This window comes from Syntrophobacterales bacterium, assembly GCA_019429105.1.
Taxonomy (GTDB): Bacteria; Desulfobacterota; Syntrophia; order Syntrophales; family UBA5619; genus DYTH01.
In genome coordinates this window covers 1-18064 of the sequence record JAHYJE010000001.1, presented here as the reverse complement: position 1 = coordinate 18064, position 18064 = coordinate 1, and the positions used below count along the sequence as shown (strand labels likewise).

At 52.0% G+C, this 18064-nt stretch carries 16 protein-coding genes; all 16 read right to left on the bottom strand.

The features are described from left to right. Positions 1-10 precede the first annotated feature (10 nt). Entirely contained in the window at positions 11-1237 is a 1227-nt protein-coding gene (gene ftsA, locus K0B01_00080; GenBank protein MBW6484539.1) for a cell division protein FtsA, read from the bottom strand. Between the two features lie 39 nt (positions 1238-1276). Beyond that, positions 1277-2035 carry an FtsQ-type POTRA domain-containing protein gene (locus tag K0B01_00075; protein ID MBW6484538.1) on the bottom strand — a complete coding sequence of 253 codons (759 nt, stop codon included), beginning with the start codon at positions 2033-2035 and terminating at the stop codon, positions 1277-1279. A 134-nt stretch (positions 2036-2169) separates the two neighbouring features. Next, positions 2170-3111: a UDP-N-acetylmuramate dehydrogenase gene (murB, locus tag K0B01_00070; GenBank protein ID MBW6484537.1), complete on the bottom strand. Its 942-nt coding sequence runs from the start codon at positions 3109-3111 to the stop codon at positions 2170-2172. Beyond that, positions 3098-4489 carry a UDP-N-acetylmuramate--L-alanine ligase gene (murC, locus tag K0B01_00065; GenBank protein ID MBW6484536.1) on the bottom strand — a complete coding sequence of 464 codons (1392 nt, stop codon included), beginning with the start codon at positions 4487-4489 and terminating at the stop codon, positions 3098-3100. The genes murB and murC overlap by 14 nt, the downstream gene beginning before the upstream one ends. A 77-nt stretch (positions 4490-4566) precedes the next feature. Next, positions 4567-5646, bottom strand: a complete 1080-nt coding sequence (gene murG / locus K0B01_00060) for an undecaprenyldiphospho-muramoylpentapeptide beta-N-acetylglucosaminyltransferase (GenBank protein MBW6484535.1) — start codon at positions 5644-5646, stop codon at positions 4567-4569. Positions 5647-5911: 265 nt separating this feature from the next. Then, on the bottom strand, positions 5912-7018 hold the full coding sequence (gene ftsW / locus K0B01_00055) for a putative lipid II flippase FtsW (protein MBW6484534.1): 1107 nt from the start codon (positions 7016-7018) through the stop codon (positions 5912-5914). A gap of 1 nt (position 7019) precedes the next feature. Further along, positions 7020-8405: a UDP-N-acetylmuramoyl-L-alanine--D-glutamate ligase gene (gene murD, locus K0B01_00050; protein ID MBW6484533.1), complete on the bottom strand. Its 1386-nt coding sequence runs from the start codon at positions 8403-8405 to the stop codon at positions 7020-7022. A gap of 6 nt (positions 8406-8411) precedes the next feature. Beyond that, positions 8412-9491: a phospho-N-acetylmuramoyl-pentapeptide-transferase gene (mraY, locus tag K0B01_00045; protein MBW6484532.1), complete on the bottom strand. Its 1080-nt coding sequence runs from the start codon at positions 9489-9491 to the stop codon at positions 8412-8414. 39 nt (positions 9492-9530) lie between these two features. After that, a complete protein-coding gene (locus tag K0B01_00040) occupies positions 9531-10964 on the bottom strand; it encodes a UDP-N-acetylmuramoyl-tripeptide--D-alanyl-D-alanine ligase (protein MBW6484531.1) in 1434 nt (477 codons plus the stop codon). Then, positions 10961-12529, bottom strand: a complete 1569-nt coding sequence (locus K0B01_00035; GenBank protein ID MBW6484530.1) for a UDP-N-acetylmuramoyl-L-alanyl-D-glutamate--2,6-diaminopimelate ligase — start codon at positions 12527-12529, stop codon at positions 10961-10963. The genes K0B01_00040 and K0B01_00035 overlap by 4 nt, the downstream gene beginning before the upstream one ends. 9 nt (positions 12530-12538) lie before the next feature. Then, positions 12539-14545, bottom strand: coding sequence for a PASTA domain-containing protein (locus tag K0B01_00030; GenBank protein ID MBW6484529.1), 2007 nt, complete (start codon positions 14543-14545; stop codon positions 12539-12541). Further along, a complete protein-coding gene (ftsL, locus tag K0B01_00025) occupies positions 14542-14865 on the bottom strand; it encodes a cell division protein FtsL (protein MBW6484528.1) in 324 nt (107 codons plus the stop codon). The genes K0B01_00030 and ftsL overlap by 4 nt, the downstream gene beginning before the upstream one ends. Before the next feature lie 2 nt (positions 14866-14867). After that, positions 14868-15818, bottom strand: coding sequence for a 16S rRNA (cytosine(1402)-N(4))-methyltransferase RsmH (rsmH, locus tag K0B01_00020; GenBank protein MBW6484527.1), 951 nt, complete (start codon positions 15816-15818; stop codon positions 14868-14870). Positions 15819-15847: 29 nt separating this feature from the next. Then, the gene (mraZ, locus tag K0B01_00015) at positions 15848-16294 is read right to left on the bottom strand and encodes a division/cell wall cluster transcriptional repressor MraZ (protein MBW6484526.1); all 447 of its coding nucleotides are present in this window, start codon (positions 16292-16294) and stop codon (positions 15848-15850) included. 94 nt (positions 16295-16388) lie between these two features. Then, positions 16389-17345: an endolytic transglycosylase MltG gene (mltG, locus tag K0B01_00010; GenBank protein ID MBW6484525.1), complete on the bottom strand. Its 957-nt coding sequence runs from the start codon at positions 17343-17345 to the stop codon at positions 16389-16391. Between the two features lie 68 nt (positions 17346-17413). Next, positions 17414-17899, bottom strand: coding sequence for a Holliday junction resolvase RuvX (ruvX, locus tag K0B01_00005; protein ID MBW6484524.1), 486 nt, complete (start codon positions 17897-17899; stop codon positions 17414-17416). Positions 17900-18064 lie beyond the last annotated feature (165 nt).

Genomic DNA, 18064 nt, shown 5'->3' with positions numbered 1-18064 from the left:
CCTCCCCCCGCTAAAAGAAATCAAGAAGCCACTGTCGCAACCGCCGGTAAAGGCGGTTCATATAATTTCCTTCCATCCGTATAAGGTTCTGCCTGGCTATATTGCGGCTGGCGTACAGGACCAACCCCACTCCGGTTGCGTATTGCGGAGAGTTGACGATGTCGGTCAGCCCGCCAATTCCCAGCGGCAGCCCCCTGCGGACCGGCATATTGAAGATCTGTTCGGCCAGTTCGGTGATGCCTTCGAGAATGGATCCTCCACCTGTAAGGACAATGCCGGCGGCGAGGATGTCTTCGCATCCGGAGCGGCTGATCTCTTTTTGCGCCATTACCAGAATCTCATCCATGCGCGGCTCTATTATCCGGCCGAGGATTTGCCGGGAAACATCCCTGGGTTCCCTGCCTCCCACGCTGGGCACCTCGATCATCTCGTCTTTGGCGATCAGCGGCATATAGGCGCATCCGTATTCTATTTTTATCTTCTCGGCTGCGGCGATCGGGGTTCTGAGTCCTGTGGATATATCACTGGTAACGTACTGGCCGCCGACGGGCAGCACGGCGGTGTGTTTGATGCTTCCCTCCGAGAAAACGGCGATATCGGTCGTGCCGCCGCCGATGTCGATCAGGGCTACGCCGAGCGCCTTTTCATCATTGCTGAGCACCGCCTCGCTCGCGGCAAGCTGTTCCAATACCAGTTCTTTTACCTCCAGTCCAACCCTGTTTATCGATTTTATGACATTTTGAATAGAGGTTACGGCGCCGGTTACTATGTGCGCCTTTGCCTCGAGACGGACACCGGCCATTCCCACCGGATCGATAATTCCATCCTGTTCATCAACGAGATAGTATTGGGGAATGGTGTGGAGGATCTGCCGGTCAAGAGGAATTGCAATGGCCCTCGCCGCTTCGATGGCCCGTTCCACATCTTCGTTGCGCACCTCCCGGCCCTTGACAGGGACAATGCCCAGGCTGTTCTGACCATGAATATGCGCCCCGGCGATCCCCACGTAAACCGAACTGATTTCGCAGCCGGCGGAGCGCTCGGCCTCTTCCACCGCCCCTTTTATAGATTCCACAGTGCTTTCGATATTGACGACGACGCCCTTGCGAAGACCTTCCGAGGGATGTGAGCCGACGCCCATGATTTCTATTCCCGTTTCGCGCAACTCGGCAACAACCACGCATGTTTTTGTTGTTCCGATATCAAGCCCGACGATAACGTTTTCCTTTTTACCCATGGATATTAATGCTCCAGTCTTGGTGACTCTTTAATAGTTCTAAATCCTTAGCTTTTCCCCTTTAGCCATCGGCATTCCCGCCCCTGCCGGGTGAAGCGCCGTTCGCGATTGCACATTTATTTTCTCGGGATTGCTCAAATCTATCAGCATGAGACCGAGTTGAAGATTCTTTCTCTTCATGTCATCCATTACCAAGGATAGCCGCTTCAGTTTTGCTTCATAGCCTTCAAACCCAAGCTGCAGACAAAGACCCTTGTTTGTAAACAGAGAAAAACCGAAGGTTTCATTTCCATGAACCTCGGAAACCATGCCGATGTCGGGTATTTCTTTTGCCTCCTTTAAATGGTTCAGGAGGGCAAGCGACTTGCTAACCAGTTCCCTGTTTAAAATATTTTCTGAAAAAAATCCAGTGAGAACAGGAAGGTCAGCTTTTTCGTCGGATTCGAGTTTCTTGAATATTTCTCCTTTGCTGTCAATCAGATAAAGCATGCTTTCCTTCTCAATCAAGGCGACGGCATTTCTTTCTTGCACCCAGATTACCAGGCGATTGGGGAATTCTCGCCCCACAAAGACATCCTTTACCCATGAATTCCCGCTGATCCGGCGGATAATTGCCTCTTTGTTGATTGTCAGCAGGTTTGCCCCGGAGCTTACCTTGGCCAAAGAAAGGACGTCTTTTTCCGTTAACTCGCTGCAGCCTTTTACCAATGTTTCCTGAACTGAAAAAAAAGAAGCGCGGAGAACGAGATCGCAACCAAACAATAGCGCGGCTGTAACCAATATTACTAATGCAAGCATCAGGGCACTCGTTCCTATTTCTTTTGCAATATCGCCAGCATGTCTTTTTAGGCGGTTTTTTTTAACCTCCATGTGCAAACGCAATGACTCCTTATGCACATTAAACTTCGGTTTATGGACATTAACATCCGGTTTCATGATTCTCCCACTATCTTTACCTCTGTTTCCAAGAGGCGGCCGGTTTTTTGAAAAACGATTTCCCTGACCATTGTGATCAGGTCAATAATTTCGCTCGCTGTTGCCTGCCCCCGGTTAACTATGAAATTGCCATGCTTTTCAGAAATCTGGGCGTCGCCGATTCTGCTTCCTTTAAGGCCGGATGCTTCGATCATCCTGCCCGCAGGGCAATCGGCGGGGTTTTTAAAAATAGAGCCGGCGTTCGGCAATTCCAGCGGGTGTTTTTCTCTTCTTGCCTTGAGGATCTCCGCTATTTTCGTCGAAATCTCTTCAGTCTTGCCACGGCGGAGGAGAAACATCCCCGCCAGAATAAGCGAATCTGCAGGCAAGGCAAAATTTCTGTAAGAAAATTTATAAACGCTAAATGGCGATTTTAACTCTTCACTTGTCACGGTACTGATTTCCCCTGCTAAATCCATAATCCTGAGCTCTTCGACAATATCCTTTATCTCTCCGCCATAGGCGCCGGCGTTCATCCGGATCGCCCCGCCGACACTGCCGGGTATGCCTGCTGAAAACTCCATCCCGGAGAGCGATTCTGCCGCCGCCATTTTTACCAGGTCTGCCAGCGGGCAGCCTGCTTCGGCAAGGATAAGGGCGGCTTCCCCCTGATATCTCAAACTCAGCTTGCGCAGCCGCGACAAGGAGATAAAAGCCCCCCGGAAACCCCCATCCCGGACGAGGAGATTGGTCCAGTTGCCGACAGGCAGGAACGGTAGATTCCGGCTGTGCACAAACTCGAGTAAGGTCGCGAGTTCGCTGATATTTTCCGGGAAAACGAGGGCGTCTATTTTCCCGCCGGCGCGGATCCAGGCATGGGCCGCCGCCGGTTCGTCAAAAAGAGCCAGGCCGGTAAATTTAAGACGCAATTCGTTGCGAACCGCTTCAGACCAGCTCATTTTTCTGCTTCTCCGCGAGGCGTTTCATAAAAGCATCCCCGATCTTCCAGATATTGCCTGCCCCTTGAGTCAGTATGACATCAGAAGGACGGGCCACCTCTACCAGATGATCCACAATACGGTCAAAGTCGGAAATATGGATGACATCTTTTAGCCCGGATTGTCTTATTCCTTCACACAATACCTCCGCCGTTACCCCGCAGATAGGTTCTTCGCTTGCCGCGTAGATGTCGGTGACAATCAGCATGTCGGCTTCCGCAAAAGCGGTTAAAAACTCTTTGAAAAGCGCCTTTGTTCTGGTGTAGCGGTGGGGCTGAAAGACCACGATCAGCCGCTCCTTCCACAGTTGCCGGGCTGCCGAGAGCGTTGCCCTGATCTCTGTCGGATGATGGCCGTAATCGTCGACGACGGTAATGCCCCGCTCCTTCCCCCTGACCTCGAGGCGGCGGTGAACGCCGGCAAATTCCCCCAGCGCTTTCTTGATGACCGGAAAGGAAATATCCATTTCCCGGGCGACGGCAACGGCCGCAAGGGAGTTATATACGTTGAAAGTGCCGAGAACATGAAGCTTTATTGTTCCCAGCAGGACATCCCTTTCGTAGAGCGAATAAACGGTGGCGCCTCCGGAAAAAGATATTTCCGCAGCGCGATAATCGTTTGCAGGCGACAGACCATAGGTGAGCATCCGTCTTTTGATCAGAGGAAGAATCTGCTGAACGTTCTGGTCGTCGGCGCAGAGGATCGTGGCGCCGTAGAAGGGCACAATATTTGCGAACTGCAGAAAAGCCGCTCTGATTTCTTCGATGTCTTGGTAGTGATCGAGGTGTTCCCGGTCTATATTGGTAATAACCGCCAGGCAGGGGCTCAATTTCAGGAAAGAGCCGTCACTTTCGTCAGCCTCCGCCACGATTGTCGCTCCGTCGCCCAGGCGGGCGTTGCCGCCGATACTGGCAAGCTTGCCCCCTATCACCATAGTCGGATCCAGCCCGCCCCGGGCCAGGACGGTTGCAACCATGGAGGTTGTGGTGGTCTTGCCGTGGCTGCCGGAAATGGCTATCGAAAATTTCATTTTGAGCAGTTCGGCGAGCATTTCGGCGCGCGGGATAACCGGTATATTTCTTTGGTGGGCCTCGATGACCTCCGGATTCTCAGGCCGAACGGCAGTGGAAGTAACTACCACATCGGTATTGCCTATATTGGAAGCTGCGTGGCCGATGTGAATTGCGGCCCCGAGGTTATCAAGACGGCTGGTTGTGTCGGAAGGGGTCAAATCCGAACCGCTTACTTCGTAGCCAAGGTTCAGGAGCACCTCGGCGATGCCGCTCATCCCTATCCCGCCGATGCCGACGAAATGAATCCTCCGGATATTGCGTTCCATACTGCTTGTTGTGCTGATGTATCTATTGACATTAAGCTTTGCTTTCATTTTACAATTCCTTCGCAACTGATTGGCGATCAACGTCTGTTTAAAATTTCGTCAAAAATAATGTTTATAATCGCCGCTGCCGCGTTCTTATTGCCCAGTTCTGCCGAGGCAACTTCCATTTTCCTGAGTGCGTCCGGATCCATATACAACCTTTCTATTGCTGATGCGAGTCTGTTCCCATCAAGATCCTTCTCCGAGAGCATTTCCGCCGCTCCCGCATCTGCAAGAAGAGCAGCGTTTTTTGTCTGATGATCGCCCGCGGCCGAGGGGAGCGGGATCAAAATAGCCGCCTTTCCCACGGCTGTTATCTCCGCGATCGAGGTAGCGCCGGCGCGGCACACAAGCAAATCGGCCCGCTTGTAGGCTGCCGCCATTTCGATGATGAAGGGGTGGACCTCCGCCGTAAATCCTTTTTTTTGGTAAGCCTGTTCAACAGCCTGCCGATCACGTTCCCCGGTCTGATGAATAAAACAAATCTTTTCGCGTAGATGAGCCAGGCTGTCTAAGGAATCCATGACCATCTTGTTAATTGCGCCGGCACCCTGAGAGCCGCCGAAGATCAGGACCGTAAATGGCTGTCCCTCTTTCCTTGCGGCTTTTCCCCCGGCGAGAAACGCTGTTCTTATGGGATTCCCGGTGACAACCGTCTTGCCTGCGGGAAACAACGTTTGCGATTTGGCAAAGGTCACAAAGATGCGCTCGACGAAATGCCCGAGAATTCGGTTGGTCAGACCGGGAACGGCGTTTTGTTCGGCAATGACCGTTTTTATTCCCATAATCCGGGCGGCCAGGACCGCGGGACCGGAGGCGTACCCGCCCACGCCGACCACGATGTCAGGCTTGAAGCTGCGGATTATCCGCAATGAGTCCAGCAGACTGCCCGGTATTTTCAACAGGGATGCAAAAACCCTCAGGGGGCCTCGTCCCTTGAGCCCTTCGACGTTTATCGTCTCCAGCGCGAACCCGAGTTCGCCCAGGATTTTTTTTTCAAGCCCCCGGTTTGTGCCGATGAAAAGGACGCGATTGGCAGGATTGCGCTTCAGCAGCTCCTCGGCGATGGCAATTCCCGGGAAAAGGTGCCCGCCGGTTCCGCCGCCTGCAATTGTCATGGCTATTGCCTGTCTGGTCATCGCAAATTCAACCCCGGTAATTGCGTTGTAAAAAATAATGAGGCAATTGCAAAACTCTCACATTCTGTCATTCCCGCAATGATTTTAAGCGGGAAAACGAAGTTTAATGTTCATAATCTGGTTCTAACTGCTTGAAAAACCGTATTCCCGATAGAAGCATTGTGTACATTAAGCTCCGCTTTCGGGAATGACAAATAGTTTTGCAATTGGCTCTAATGTTCAAAATTTACCCGCCCCCGGTTGCTCAATCCTCATACGACGAAATATTCAGGAGTATCCCCACCAGTATGAGGGACATGATCAGGGAAGTGCCTCCGTAGCTGAGAAAGGGGAGGGCGAGCCCTTTCAGAGGCACGATCCCCATGACCCCCGCAATGTTGATAAAGGCCTCCAGGGCGATTAGCATGGTCAAGCCCGCCGCTAAAAGATTGCCGAACACGTCCGGCGCCTTTAATGCTATTTTGAAACCCCTCAATATTATAATTATATAGAGCAAAAGGATTGCGGCTACCCCCAAAAACCCGCCCTCTTCGGCGATTACCGAAAGAATGAAGTCGGTATGGGGTTCGGGAAGATAAAAAAGCTTTTGCATGCTGTCGCCGATCCCGACGCCAAAGACGCCGCCCGAGCCGAAGGAGATCATGGATTGGATAATTTGAAAGCCGGAGCCCTGAGGGTCTTTCCAGGGGTCGAGAAAGGCGGTCCACCGGGCGATGCGATATTTTTGGTGAAAAAGCATCCAAAGAGCCACGGGGATAAAAAGGGAAACGAGGCCGGCCAGATGAATGATCCGCCCCCCCGCCAGGTAAATCATAATGAAAGCGATCCCGGATAGAATCGCCGCTGTGCCGAAATCTGGCTGGGAAAAAATCAGTCCGATCATAACCACGGTTACGCCAAGCGGAAGAAGTATCCCCTTTTTGAACTCCCGGACGTGTCCTGCGGCTTGGGCAAGATAACTGGCCAAAAAGATTATCAAGACGATCTTGACCATCTCGGAAACCTGAAAGGAGAAGATGCCAAGGTTGAGCCAGCGGACTGCGCCGCCCGCTTTGATTCCCATATGGGGAACCTTGAGCAGGACAAGCAGGAACGCCGAGAAAATGATGCCTGGCCAAGCCAGTTTCTGGAGTTTATAATAGTGAACTCGCGTTGAAAAAGCCATGCCTGCCAAACCGAGAGCCAGGAAAAGGAGCTGTTTCTTCAGAAAGAACTGGCCGTCGTGAAAGCGTTCCATGGCAAGGATGGAACTGGCGCTGTAGATCATGACCGTGCCGATTGTCGCCAGCAGCAGTGTCGCCAAAAGGAGAAGCAAGTCAGGTTTTTTCTCTGTCGCATTTTGCTTTTTCATATCAGAGTTGTTTTACCCATTCCTGAAAGCGATTTCCGCGGTCTTTATAGTTTTTGAATTCATCAAAACTGGCGCATCCGGGGGAAAGCAGGACGACATCGCCGGGCGCCGCGTGTTCAAATGCCGCCAGCAGAGCTGCATTTAATGTTTTTTGCATAGTTGTTTTAACTTTTTTACCGATCAGGCGATTAATCTTCTCGCTAGCCTCTCCGAAAAGAACGGTTTCCTTTACATTTTTTCTTAGGGAAGGGATCAGCGTCTCAAAATCCCCCTCTTTGTCCCGTCCTCCCAAAAGCAGGATAAGCGGCTCGGAAAAACTCTCTATCGCCCGTAAAACCGCGTCAACATTTGTTCCTTTGGAATCGTCGTAAAACCGGATGCCGTTCTTTTCAAGGATGTACTCAATGCGGTGGGGCAGGCCACGGAATTCCTTTACTGCCGTTATGATGTCAGAGGAAGGGCAGCCGCAACCCCTGGCCGCCATTATCGCCGCCATAACGTTTTCGAGGTTGTGCTTTCCGGGTATTTTGATCATGCCGACGGGGTATTCTTCCCGCTTCCCGTCCGGCAGGATGTGGACGAGAATATTTTTGTCTCGGAACATCCCGCTAATGACCGCTTGCGAGGCGACGGTTCCAGGTTCAGAAGCATTATTTTTAAAGGAATCGTCGTAACAAAAAAACTCGGTTTGTGCCGTCAGGCGCTTGCCAAGAGCAACCAAAGCGGCTTCGGTTCCATTCAGGATCGCCAAATCCTCGGAGGTCTGTCGGGCAAAGATTCTTTCTTTTATTTCCCGATAACCGGTGAGATTTCCGTGGTAGTCGAGATGATCGGGGGTAACGTTCAGCAGGAGCGCAATTGCCGGATGAAACTCTCTTACCCACTGCAGCTGGAAGCTGCTCACCTCGATCACGGCCCAGTCTGCGTCCTGGGGCCCGGCGACATAGCCGATCAGCGGCTCGCCGATGTTCCCCCCGACGAAGACCTTTTTCCCCGCTTGGCGGAGGATTGCCCCGAGCAACGAGGTGGTAGTTGTTTTTCCATTGGTGCCGGTAATGGCGATCATCGGGGTTTTGAGAAAGCGAGAGGCGAGCTCCAGCTCGCTCAAAACGTCAATGCCAGAGCGCACGGCCTCCGCAAGTATCGGATTTCCAGGATAAACTCCCGGAGAGGGAACAACGAGATCGACATCGGCGAGAATCTCCGGTCCATAAGGGGCGATGGTCAGTTCGACAGGGAGATTTTTCAAAAAGGTCAGGGCGTCGCCCCACTGTGCAGGCGGTTTTTCGTCGGTAACTGCGATGTCGATTCCTTGTTTCGCAAGGAAGGCGGCTGTTGCCAATCCCGTTTTTCCGATGCCGATAATGGCGGCTTTTTTTACATGCATTTTTTCTTACCTTAGTTTCAGGGTGCTGATGGCAACTAAGGCCAGCAGGATGGAGATGATCCAGAAACGAACTATCACCTTGGGTTCCGCCCAGCCCTTCAGTTCAAAATGGTGATGGATGGGCGCCATTCTGAAGATCCTTTTACCCCCGGAGAGCTTGAACCAGCCTACCTGAAAAATTACCGAGAATGTTTCCAGCACGAAAACTCCCCCGACGATTGCCAGCAGGATTTCCTGTTTTGTCATAATGGCCGTAACCCCGAGGGCGCCTCCCAAGGCAAGGGAGCCGACGTCGCCCATAAATACCTGTGCCGGATAGGTGTTGTACCAGAGAAATCCCAATCCGGCGCCGACAACCGCCCCGCAGAAGATCGACAGTTCACCGGCGCCCGCAACATAGGGTATCTGGAGATAGGAAGAAATTTTGATATTGCCGGTAAAGTAGGCAAACAGCAGGTAGGTCATGAAACAGGTTATGACCGGGCTGATCGCGAGGCCGTCCAGGCCGTCGGTCAGGTTGACCGCGTTGGCCGCGCCGACGATGATGAAGGTGGAAAGGATGATGTATCCCCAGCCTAAATTCGGAAGCGCCGTCTTGAAAAAGGGGATAGTGACATTGGGGCTGAACCCGGTTTTGAAATACATGACGATGCTGACAAAAAGCGCTATGGCGATTTCCGCCGTCAGGCGGACGCTGCCCGGCAGACCCCGGCTGTTTTTTTGGGATATTTTTCGGTAATCGTCGATAAACCCGATCAAACCAAACCCGACAGTTACCATCACCGCGATCCAGATGGAAACGACCGAGAGGTTGGCCCAAAGCAGCGTCGAGATGATCACGGCGAAGATGATCAGGATGCCGCCCATCGTCGGGGTTCCCTGCTTGACAAGATGGGATTCGGGGCCGTCTTCGCGGATGGTCTGCCCGATTTGAAGCTCCTGCAGTTTGCGGATCATCCATGGGCCGAAAACAAAACAGATCAGCAGCGCCGTGATCGCCGCGTAGATCGTCCGGAAGGTGATATAGCGAAAGACGTTAAAATATGAGTATGCCGTATGCAGCGGATATAAAAGATGAAAAAGCATTTGCTATTCCTTTTGTTGTTGTCAAACCTGCACTGTTCTTTATTTTGCCGGTTGAGCGATTCCGCCCGCCGCCTTGATGATTCCTTCTGCAACTGTCTCCATTTTCATCCTTCTTGAGCCCTTGACAAGCACCCAGTCGCCTTTTTTCAGGATGGGCCGGAGGCGGGAAACAACCTCCTCCGGCTTTTCGAAAAATGTGATATTATCTGCGGGAAAACCATCCTTTATCGCCGCTTCCGCAAGCGCTTTCGTCAGTTCTCCCTTGAGAAAGAGGGAATTGATCGTTCCCGCTGCCACGATCGTCCCGATCTCCCTATGCCACTTTTCCGATGCTTTGCCAAGTTCCAGCATGTCGCCCAGGATCGCTACCGCCTTTCCCGTTTGCTGCAGCTCCTGCAAATTTCTTAATGCCTCCGCTACAGAGCCGGGATTGGCGTTATATGTGTCAATGATCAGATGCGCCCCGTTTGCAAGTTTGCAGATTTCGGTCCTGCCGGAGACCGGGCGGAAGTCGCCAAGCCCTGCCGCTATTTCTGCACGGCCAAGACCGAGCGCCCATGCCGTTGCCGCGGCGGCCAGGGCGTTTTTGACGTTATGCCTGCCAGTGGCGGCAAGAAAAACAGGAACGGCGATCCCGTCGAGGCAAAGATCGAAATGGGCCCCTTCTTCTCCAGCGTTTCCAATATTGCGGGCAGTGATATCGGCGCCATCGTCAAGGCCGAAGGAAAGGCGCTTTCCCCCCCAGCGAAGGGCGAGGGAGGCAACCGCCGGATCATCGTTATTGATGATTGCCGTGCCTTTTCCGGCCATCATCACCCAGAGCGAACCTTTCTCCTCAGCGATTGCCTGCAGGGAACCGAATCCTTCGAGATGCGCCGGTCCTATGTTGGTAATCAGACCGATGTCCGGCGTTGCTATCGCGGCAAGCTTTGCGATTTCTCCCGGACTGTTTGTGCCCATTTCCACAACGGCAAGCTGATGTTCTTTCCGAAGTTTGAGCAGGGTGAGCGGAAGGCCGATCTGATTGTTAAGATTGCCTTCAGTTTTCAGAGTCTTCATTGTTCGGGACACGATCGCCGCGAGCATCTCTTTGGTTGTGGTCTTGCCGGAACTACCCGTGACCGCGACGAGAGGGATAGTAAAATTTTTCCGCCAGCGGCTGGCTATTGCCCCATAAGCCTGCAATGCGCTCTCGACCGCAAGCGCCGGCACATTCTCCGGCACGGCAGCGAGCTTGCTTTGCCGATCAATCTGGATGAGCAGTCCCGCTGCCCCTTTTTGTACAGCCTTGGTCAGGTAGTCGCTGCCGTCGAAATTCTCCCCCTGCAGGGCCACGAAAAGATTCCCCGCCTCCAGTGTGCGGGTATCGGTGGAAATGCCGTGGCATTCCCACCGAATTCCTCCCCGGAGCAGCGTACCCCCGGTTGATTCAAGCAGTTCCATAGCGGAGAAGGCAGGCAAGGCAACGTTCATACGGTCTTCTCCTCGTCGCGGCGGCTTGCCAATGCCTTGCGGGCAATATCACGGTCGTCAAACGGAAACCGCCGGTCGCCGATGATTTGATAATCCTCATGGCCCTTCCCCGCAATCAGGACGATGTCCTCTTTTTCGGCAAGCGCAATTGCCGCAAGGATGGCTTCGCTTCGGTCGGGGATGACGATGTATTTCTTTCCCATGTTGTTTTCGAAAGAGGCGCGAACAGAGGCGGGTTCAGTTACGTCAGATCCCATTTTCGGCAGATTAATTCCCCTTTCAATATCCTTTATTATCTCTGCCGGATCCTCGCTGCGCGGGTTATCAGAGGTCACAATTGTCAAATCGCTGTAGAGGGCGGCGGCCTCTCCCATAAGGGGTCTTTTGCCCCGATCCCGGTCGCCGCCGCATCCGAAAACGGTAATCAGCCTTCCCCGCCGAAAGACGGTCAGGTTTTCGAGCACCCGTCTCAGTGCATCGTCGGTATGTGCGTAATCAACAAAAACTGAGGGTTGACCGGGAATATTAACTTTTTCCAGCCGTCCCGGCACCTGGGGGAGCAGGGCAAGCCCTTTTTGGATAGCCTCCGCCGGAATCCCCAATTCCAGAGAGGCAGCAACCGCCGCCAGGATATTGTAGAGATTGAATTTCCCCATAAGCGGCGCGGCTATTGCAAATTCTTCATTCTTGGAGGTGATTTTTGCGGTGATCCCCTCAAGGGAAAAATGGGCTTTTTTTGCTGATATATGGCAAGCATTGTTTAGGCCGTACGTTGTATATTTGCCTGCCGCTTCCCGGATGATTCTCTGTCCCCAGGGATCGTCGCCGTTTATGACCATGGCGCCGGTTCCCTTCTTTGCTCCGGCGGGCAGTACCTCCGAAAAAAACCGTTGTTTGGCGTGAAAGTAGTTTTCCATGGTTTTGTGGTAGTCAAGGTGGTCCTGGGTAAGGTTGGTGAAAATTCCCATGTCAAATGCGCAGTCGTCAACGCGGTGAAGGGCGATGGCATGGGAGGAGACCTCGGCTATGCAGTGGGTAACTCCATTGTCCGCCATTTCCCGGAGGATCCTCTGCATTTCGAAGGATTCCGGGGTGGTGTTCGGGGCAGGAAAAATGTTTTTCCCGTAACGGTAGTTTATCGTGCCGAGAACCCCGACGGAGCATCCCGCGTTTTGCAGGATTGACTCCAGCAGGTAGGTCGTGGTGGTTTTTCCGTTGGTGCCGACAACGGCAATGAGGCAGAGGGCTGCAGAGGGATCGCCAAAGAAATTACGTCCGATTTGCCCGAGGGCGCGGCGGCTGTCCCTGACGCGGATTGCGGTTATGCCGGCGGGGGAAGCGAAGGGCCGCTCATGAACAATAAAACAGGCGCCATTTTTTATCGCGTTTTCAATAAACCGATGGCCATCAGTCTGCAGGCCGGCGATGGCGACGAAGAGGCTCCCTTGCTTACACTTGCTTGAATCGTAGCAGATTGAGAGGACATCATCTCTTGCGAAATTTCCGCTTGGTTCTTCTGCCCCGTCGAGAATTTCGACTTCTTTTAAAATTTGTGAAAGTTGCATCGCAATGGCTCACGAACCTGCCCTAAAGGTAACCGTACAGATGCTATTCTCCGGCAAGGGCATCCCCGCTGCCGGCGTCTGCCCTGCCGCCCAGCCGCTGCCAACGACACGGATGTCAAGCCCCCTTTCTCTTGCCTTTCTTAGCGCCTCTCGGATAGTCATACCGCTGAAATTGGGCATTATCCCTTCTTCGGTCTCGGTGTCCGCCGCATTGGCAAGCGTTGCTGGTGCGGAAACGAATTTGAGGCCGAGGTTATTATCGAGCGGATTGATTTCTTCCGGTTCGGGGTTGCGACGAATGTTTGTTTTAAAGGCAGTGAGGAGTTGTTCGCCAATATTTTTAAAAACGGGCGCAGCGGCGACCCCTCCCCAGCGATCCTTCTGCGGTTCGTCCAGGACGATCAGCATCGCGATCTGGGGAGCTTCGGCGGGGAAAAACCCCATAAAGGACGTTCGCACTTTTTGCGAGGAGTAAGCGCCCGCTTTAAAGTCGAATTTCTGGGCCGTGCCGGTTTTTCCCGCCACCGAAATGTTGGCGATCCGTGCGTTTTTCCCGGTGCCGTCTTCCATGCCGACCACGTCGGTTAAGATTGAAGTCATTTTTTTTGCCGTTTCCGAGGAGATCACCCGGCGTACCTGGGTGGGGTGAAAGTTCTGAACAATTTCTCCGTTCTTGCCCAGCATGGCCCTGACCATAAAAGGTTTCATGAGGATGCCGTCGTTGGCGATGCTGGAGAGCGCGGTTATGAGCTGAATGCCTGTCACCGATATTCCCTGTCCGAACGCGATGGTTGCCGTGTCCACTTTGGTCCACCGTTCGACAGGCCGGAGCAGCCCTTTTGCCTCGCCGGGGAGATCGATGCCAGTTTTAGCGCCGAATCCGAATTTTTTTATATACTCGTAAAACTTCTCTTTGCCGAGCTTTTCGGCAACCTTTGCGGAGCCGATATTGCTTGAATATTTTATAATGTCGTGCAGTGAAAGCATGCCGTGACGCTTCCGGTTTGCCTCGTGGATGGTGCGGTTAGCGACTGCATAGTGGCCATCTTCACAGTAAAACATATCTGTTGGCTGGGCAACCCCCTCATTGAGAGCGGCGGCAACCATAAAAGGTTTGAATGTTGAACCAGGGTCCCAGGCATCGGCGATGGCCCTGTTTTGTCTTGACTCCGGGGCAATAGTCTTGAAATTATTAGGGTCAAAGGCCATTTCATTGGCCAGGGCAACGATTTCACCCGTGCGGGGATCCATGACTATCGCATAGCCGCCCTTCGCGCCTTTTTCGAGGACGGCCTTTTTCAGATGGGATTCGACAAGATGCTGGATACGTTTGTCTATTGTCAAAACGAGACTGTAGTTATGGGCATCGCTGTTTCTGTAGTTATCAATGGTTTCGTTTGCTGCCATCTGGGGATAGAGCCTTTTTCCTTTGGCGTCTCTGTTCCAGAGCAGCTTTTGAGGAGCTCCCCGCAGGTAGTTTTCATATTGAAATTCCAGTCCGTCCAAGCCCTTGGCGTCCATTCCGACGAATCCCACAAGGTGCCCGGCAAGCTCGCCTGCAGGGTAATAGCGCATGGGTTCCTTGACGGTAAATATTCCCGCCATCTTTAGACTGCGCACGAGGTTAGCCTGCTCGGGCGCAATTTTTCTGCCAATCCAGCAGAAATTTTTTTCCGTGGAAAGCCTTTTTACAAGGACTTTTTTGTCAACGTTGAGAATCGCGGCGAGCCTGCCGGCGGTTTCAAGAGGATTCTTAACTTTGGAAGGATCGGCGCAGACAGAGTCAGTCATTATTGTCGCTGCCAGTTTCTCGCCGCTGCGGTCCAAGATAATTCCCCTTTCCGGTTGCAACATCAGGGTCTGGGTATGCTGCTTGCGAGCAAGATTGTTCAGTTTTTTTGCCGAGATTATCTGCAGGTCGAAGGCGCGCCAGAACAGCGCTGTAAACATGAGCAGCGCCAAGCCCAGCAGGGTGGCGATTCTGAATTTCATCCATTTTCTCGATTCAGATGTCATTTCAGCAATATCACCTGTTCTTTTACCGGATATATCATCTGCAATTTTTCCCGGGCGATGGATTCTATCCTCTGTGGGGATTTAAGCGTCGCGAGTTCGAGTTTTAACCTTTTTTGATCCTCAACAAGCCGTTCCCGGCTGGTGATCTCCCCGGCAATCCGATATTCCAGCTCCGTCATATGGATATGACTCCATACATAAATTAGTGCGACCGCCATAATCACGGAGGCGACAAATACCCAGGTGGAATAGCCAATCCTCGCCGCGGAGGAGTCGTTCTCGTGGGGGATGTTATGTCTTAAAACCTCTGTTGCCTGCATAATCAGATTCTCTGAGCCGCTCTTAGTTTTGCGCTTCTTGCCCTTGGGTTTTCGTTAATCTCGGTTTCATTGGGAACAAGGGGTTTTTTTGTTATGATTTTCAGCGTAGGCTTTCGGCCGCAGGCGCAAAGGGGTAAATCCGGGGGGCAGATGCACCCTTTCGCCTGTTCGCTGAAACTATTTTTCACGATCCTGTCCTCCAGCGAATGGAACGATATGACGCAGAAGCGTCCGCCGCTCCGGAGAAGTCCTACGCCGTCTTCCATGGCCAGTTTAAGGTTGCGCAGTTCATTGTTTACGGCGATCCTTATGGCCTGAAAAGTCCGGGTTGCCGGGTGTATTCTGGATGCCGTCCTTATTTTAGGAAATGCCCCGGCTACAATGGCTGCCAGTTCTGTTGTTGTGCGAATCTTTGAAATAGCTCTTCTTCTTGTTATCGCTGTGGCAATTCGCCGCGCCGTTTTTTCCTCGCCATACTCCCTGATGATTTTCTCCAGTTCTTCCCGGGAAAGGGAATGGATAAGATCATAGGCGCTGGGTCCCCTGCTTTTATCCATCCGCATGTCCAAGGGAGCTTCCAGGGTAAAACTGAAACCCCTGACGGCGCTGTCCAACTGATGGGAAGAAACGCCGAGATCGAGGAGGATGCCATCCACCTTGCTTATGCCCCGTCCAGTCAATACGGTGCGCATGGCAGAAAAATTGTCATTCACGACGATAGCCCGACTGCCGAAAGAGGCCAGTCGCTTTTTTGTCGCCTCAATGGCGTCGCCATCGATGTCCGTGGCAACAACCAACCCATCGGGAGCGGAGTTTTTCAGGATTTCCGAAGAATGCCCGCCTCCTCCTGCCGTGCCGTCCAGATAGACGCCGCCGGGACGACATTGAAGCGCCTCGAGCACCTCTGCGACCATTACCGGCCTATGGAAAACGTCTTTGTCCGCTGCTTCCATCATCATCCTGCCCGGCTGGTTTGTGGCTTTTATATTCCCAGATCAGCCATGTAGCCGCTGAAGGAGTCAATGCCTTCAGACGATTTCTTCATTTCGATCTCGAATCGCTCCTTGCTCCATATTTCGATAATCTTGATCATGCCGGCCAGCACGATCTCCTTTTCCAGCTTTGCGTATTCTCTCAGATGGGGGGGGATAAGAACCCGGCCATGGCTGTCTATCGTGCAATCTACCGCGCCGGACATGAAAAAACGTTGAAAAGAACGAACCTCTTTGCGCATCAATGGCTGCTGGGAGACCTTTTCCTCGATGATGCGCCACTCGTCGAAGGGAAAGACCATCAGGTAACCTTCCCAGTTAGTTATAACAATTCGATTGTCTTTTTTTTCGGAAAAGACTTCCCGAAGTCGGGAGGGGAAAATTATCCGACCCTTATCATCTATCGTATGGTAATACTGGCCCCGAAAGACAGACATTTGGGAATTTCCTCCACTACAAACCAACATGCTCCACTTTGGGGCGAAGATAGAGGGGTTTTTTATTTTTGTCAAGAGATTTTTTAGTTATTTTTTATTTGTTATTGCGGTATATTAGAATAGCTCTGTTGTGGCTTGCGAGATCTGTTGAGAATTGGTGAGTTCCATCATTTTTAGCAACAAAGTAGAGGTAGTTAACCTTGGCCGGGTACAATGCCGCCCTTATGGAATCTATGTCGGGGTTGGCAATCGGGCCGGGGGGAAGGCCTTTGATCCTGTAGGTGTTGTAGGGATTGTCCAGCTTCAGGTGTTTTGACAGGACTACTTTTACGTCTTCCGGCAACCCATAGATTGCCGTTGGATCGCTCTGGAGTTTCATGCCGAGCTTCATCCGGTTGTGGAATACAGCGGAGATCAGCGGTTTTTCGGAGCTGACTCCCGACTCTTTGCCGATGATGGAGGCAAGGGTAAGCAACTGATGGATTGTCATCCCCATTTCCTCCGTTCGTTTTCGGATTTCCGGGGTTATTTTCTTCCAAAAGTTGTTTACAAGGATGCGGGTTATTTCCCTTGTAGTCATCGACCGGTCCAGGCGGTAGGTGTCCGGATAAAGGTAGCCCTCGAGGCCTTCCGCCTTTATGCCAAGGGAGGTGATAAATTTTCGGTCGGACAGGAGGTTCATGAATTCCTCCTCATTGATAAGCCTGAAGGATAAGAGCCGTTGCGCTAACTCCCGGGCGTTAAGATCTTCGGGAAGAAAAACATCATAATACTTTTTCTCTCCCCGGATAAGTTTGTCGATGATTTCCGAAGGAGAAAGCCTGCCGGAAAATTCGTATTCGCCTGCCTTGATGCGTCTTGCCGCTCCCTTGCCGATGGCGAGCGCCCAGAAGAAGGGGCGATTGTGAACCAGCTTTGCATCGCTTAGTATCGCTGTTATCTTGAAAAAGCCCGTGCCGCTGGGAATATCGACCGTTGTTGCCGTGTCATTGTCGCTAACAGATTGAACGGCGTACCTGAAAAAAGCTATCCCCAGAAATAACAGGAGCAATGCAATTAAAAAAAACTTTTTTGATCTGTATAAAAAAGCCATATTAATCCAATCAAACATTCGGGGGTTTATCTGCTTTCCTCGTCGGTCTTCAGCAGTTTGCCGGAGGGGGAATTGAGGTAACTCTGCAGGATAACGCTCGCGGCCACTCGATCAATATCCATCTTTCCCCTTTTCTTTTTGCCGTTGTTTTTCATGATGGCTTCTGCATCTTTTGTGGAAAGGGTTTCGTCCCAGCGGGTCACCGGCAGTTTAAGGCAGGTTTCGAGCCGGTGGATAAATCTGTTTACCTTTTCGCATTGTATCCCTTCGCTGCCGTCAATGCGTATGGGATACCCAATGACGATCCGGTCAACGTCAAAGCGCTTTATGAAAGCGGATATTGCGGCCATGTCGGTTTCACGATTCTTCCTGACAATTGTTGCCAGGCCATGAGCCGCGATTCCGAGTTCATCGCAGATGGCAACGCCGACTCTTCTTTCCCCGTAATCCAACGCCAGTATCCTCAAATCATTCTCCTTGTTTTTCCGGGGCATACATAAATCATTCATCATAAAAAATCCACCTAAACCAGTGCAAAGACAGTTAATAACCCAAAATCCGCGATTAAAGTGGATATTGCAAGAGAAATACATTGAAAAACCCCGTTGATTCAGATATATATGTGTTGTCAAGACGCCATAAATACCAAACCAACGAGGTTAAAGACATGCTACAAC

Bases quoted from the DNA above. Each gene is read 5' to 3' on its own strand.
- ftsA (MBW6484539.1), bottom strand. From the start codon at position 1,237: ATGGGTAAAAAGGAAAACGTTATCGTCGGGCTTGATATCGGAACAACA.
- K0B01_00075 (MBW6484538.1), bottom strand. From the start codon at position 2,035: ATGCTTGCATTAGTAATATTGGTTACAGCCGCGCTATTGTTTGGTTGC.
- murB (MBW6484537.1), bottom strand. From the start codon at position 3,111: ATGAGCTGGTCTGAAGCGGTTCGCAACGAATTGCGTCTTAAATTTACC.
- murC (MBW6484536.1), bottom strand. From the start codon at position 4,489: ATGGAACGCAATATCCGGAGGATTCATTTCGTCGGCATCGGCGGGATA.
- murG (MBW6484535.1), bottom strand. From the start codon at position 5,646: ATGACAATTGCAGGCGGCGGAACCGGCGGGCACCTTTTCCCGGGAATT.
- ftsW (MBW6484534.1), bottom strand. From the start codon at position 7,018: ATGAAAAAGCAAAATGCGACAGAGAAAAAACCTGACTTGCTTCTCCTT.
- murD (MBW6484533.1), bottom strand. From the start codon at position 8,405: ATGCATGTAAAAAAAGCCGCCATTATCGGCATCGGAAAAACGGGATTG.
- mraY (MBW6484532.1), bottom strand. From the start codon at position 9,491: ATGCTTTTTCATCTTTTATATCCGCTGCATACGGCATACTCATATTTT.
- K0B01_00040 (MBW6484531.1), bottom strand. From the start codon at position 10,964: ATGAACGTTGCCTTGCCTGCCTTCTCCGCTATGGAACTGCTTGAATCA.
- K0B01_00035 (MBW6484530.1), bottom strand. From the start codon at position 12,529: ATGCAACTTTCACAAATTTTAAAAGAAGTCGAAATTCTCGACGGGGCA.
- K0B01_00030 (MBW6484529.1), bottom strand. From the start codon at position 14,545: ATGACATCTGAATCGAGAAAATGGATGAAATTCAGAATCGCCACCCTG.
- ftsL (MBW6484528.1), bottom strand. From the start codon at position 14,865: ATGCAGGCAACAGAGGTTTTAAGACATAACATCCCCCACGAGAACGAC.
- rsmH (MBW6484527.1), bottom strand. From the start codon at position 15,818: ATGGAAGCAGCGGACAAAGACGTTTTCCATAGGCCGGTAATGGTCGCA.
- mraZ (MBW6484526.1), bottom strand. From the start codon at position 16,294: ATGTCTGTCTTTCGGGGCCAGTATTACCATACGATAGATGATAAGGGT.
- ruvX (MBW6484524.1), bottom strand. From the start codon at position 17,899: ATGATGAATGATTTATGTATGCCCCGGAAAAACAAGGAGAATGATTTG.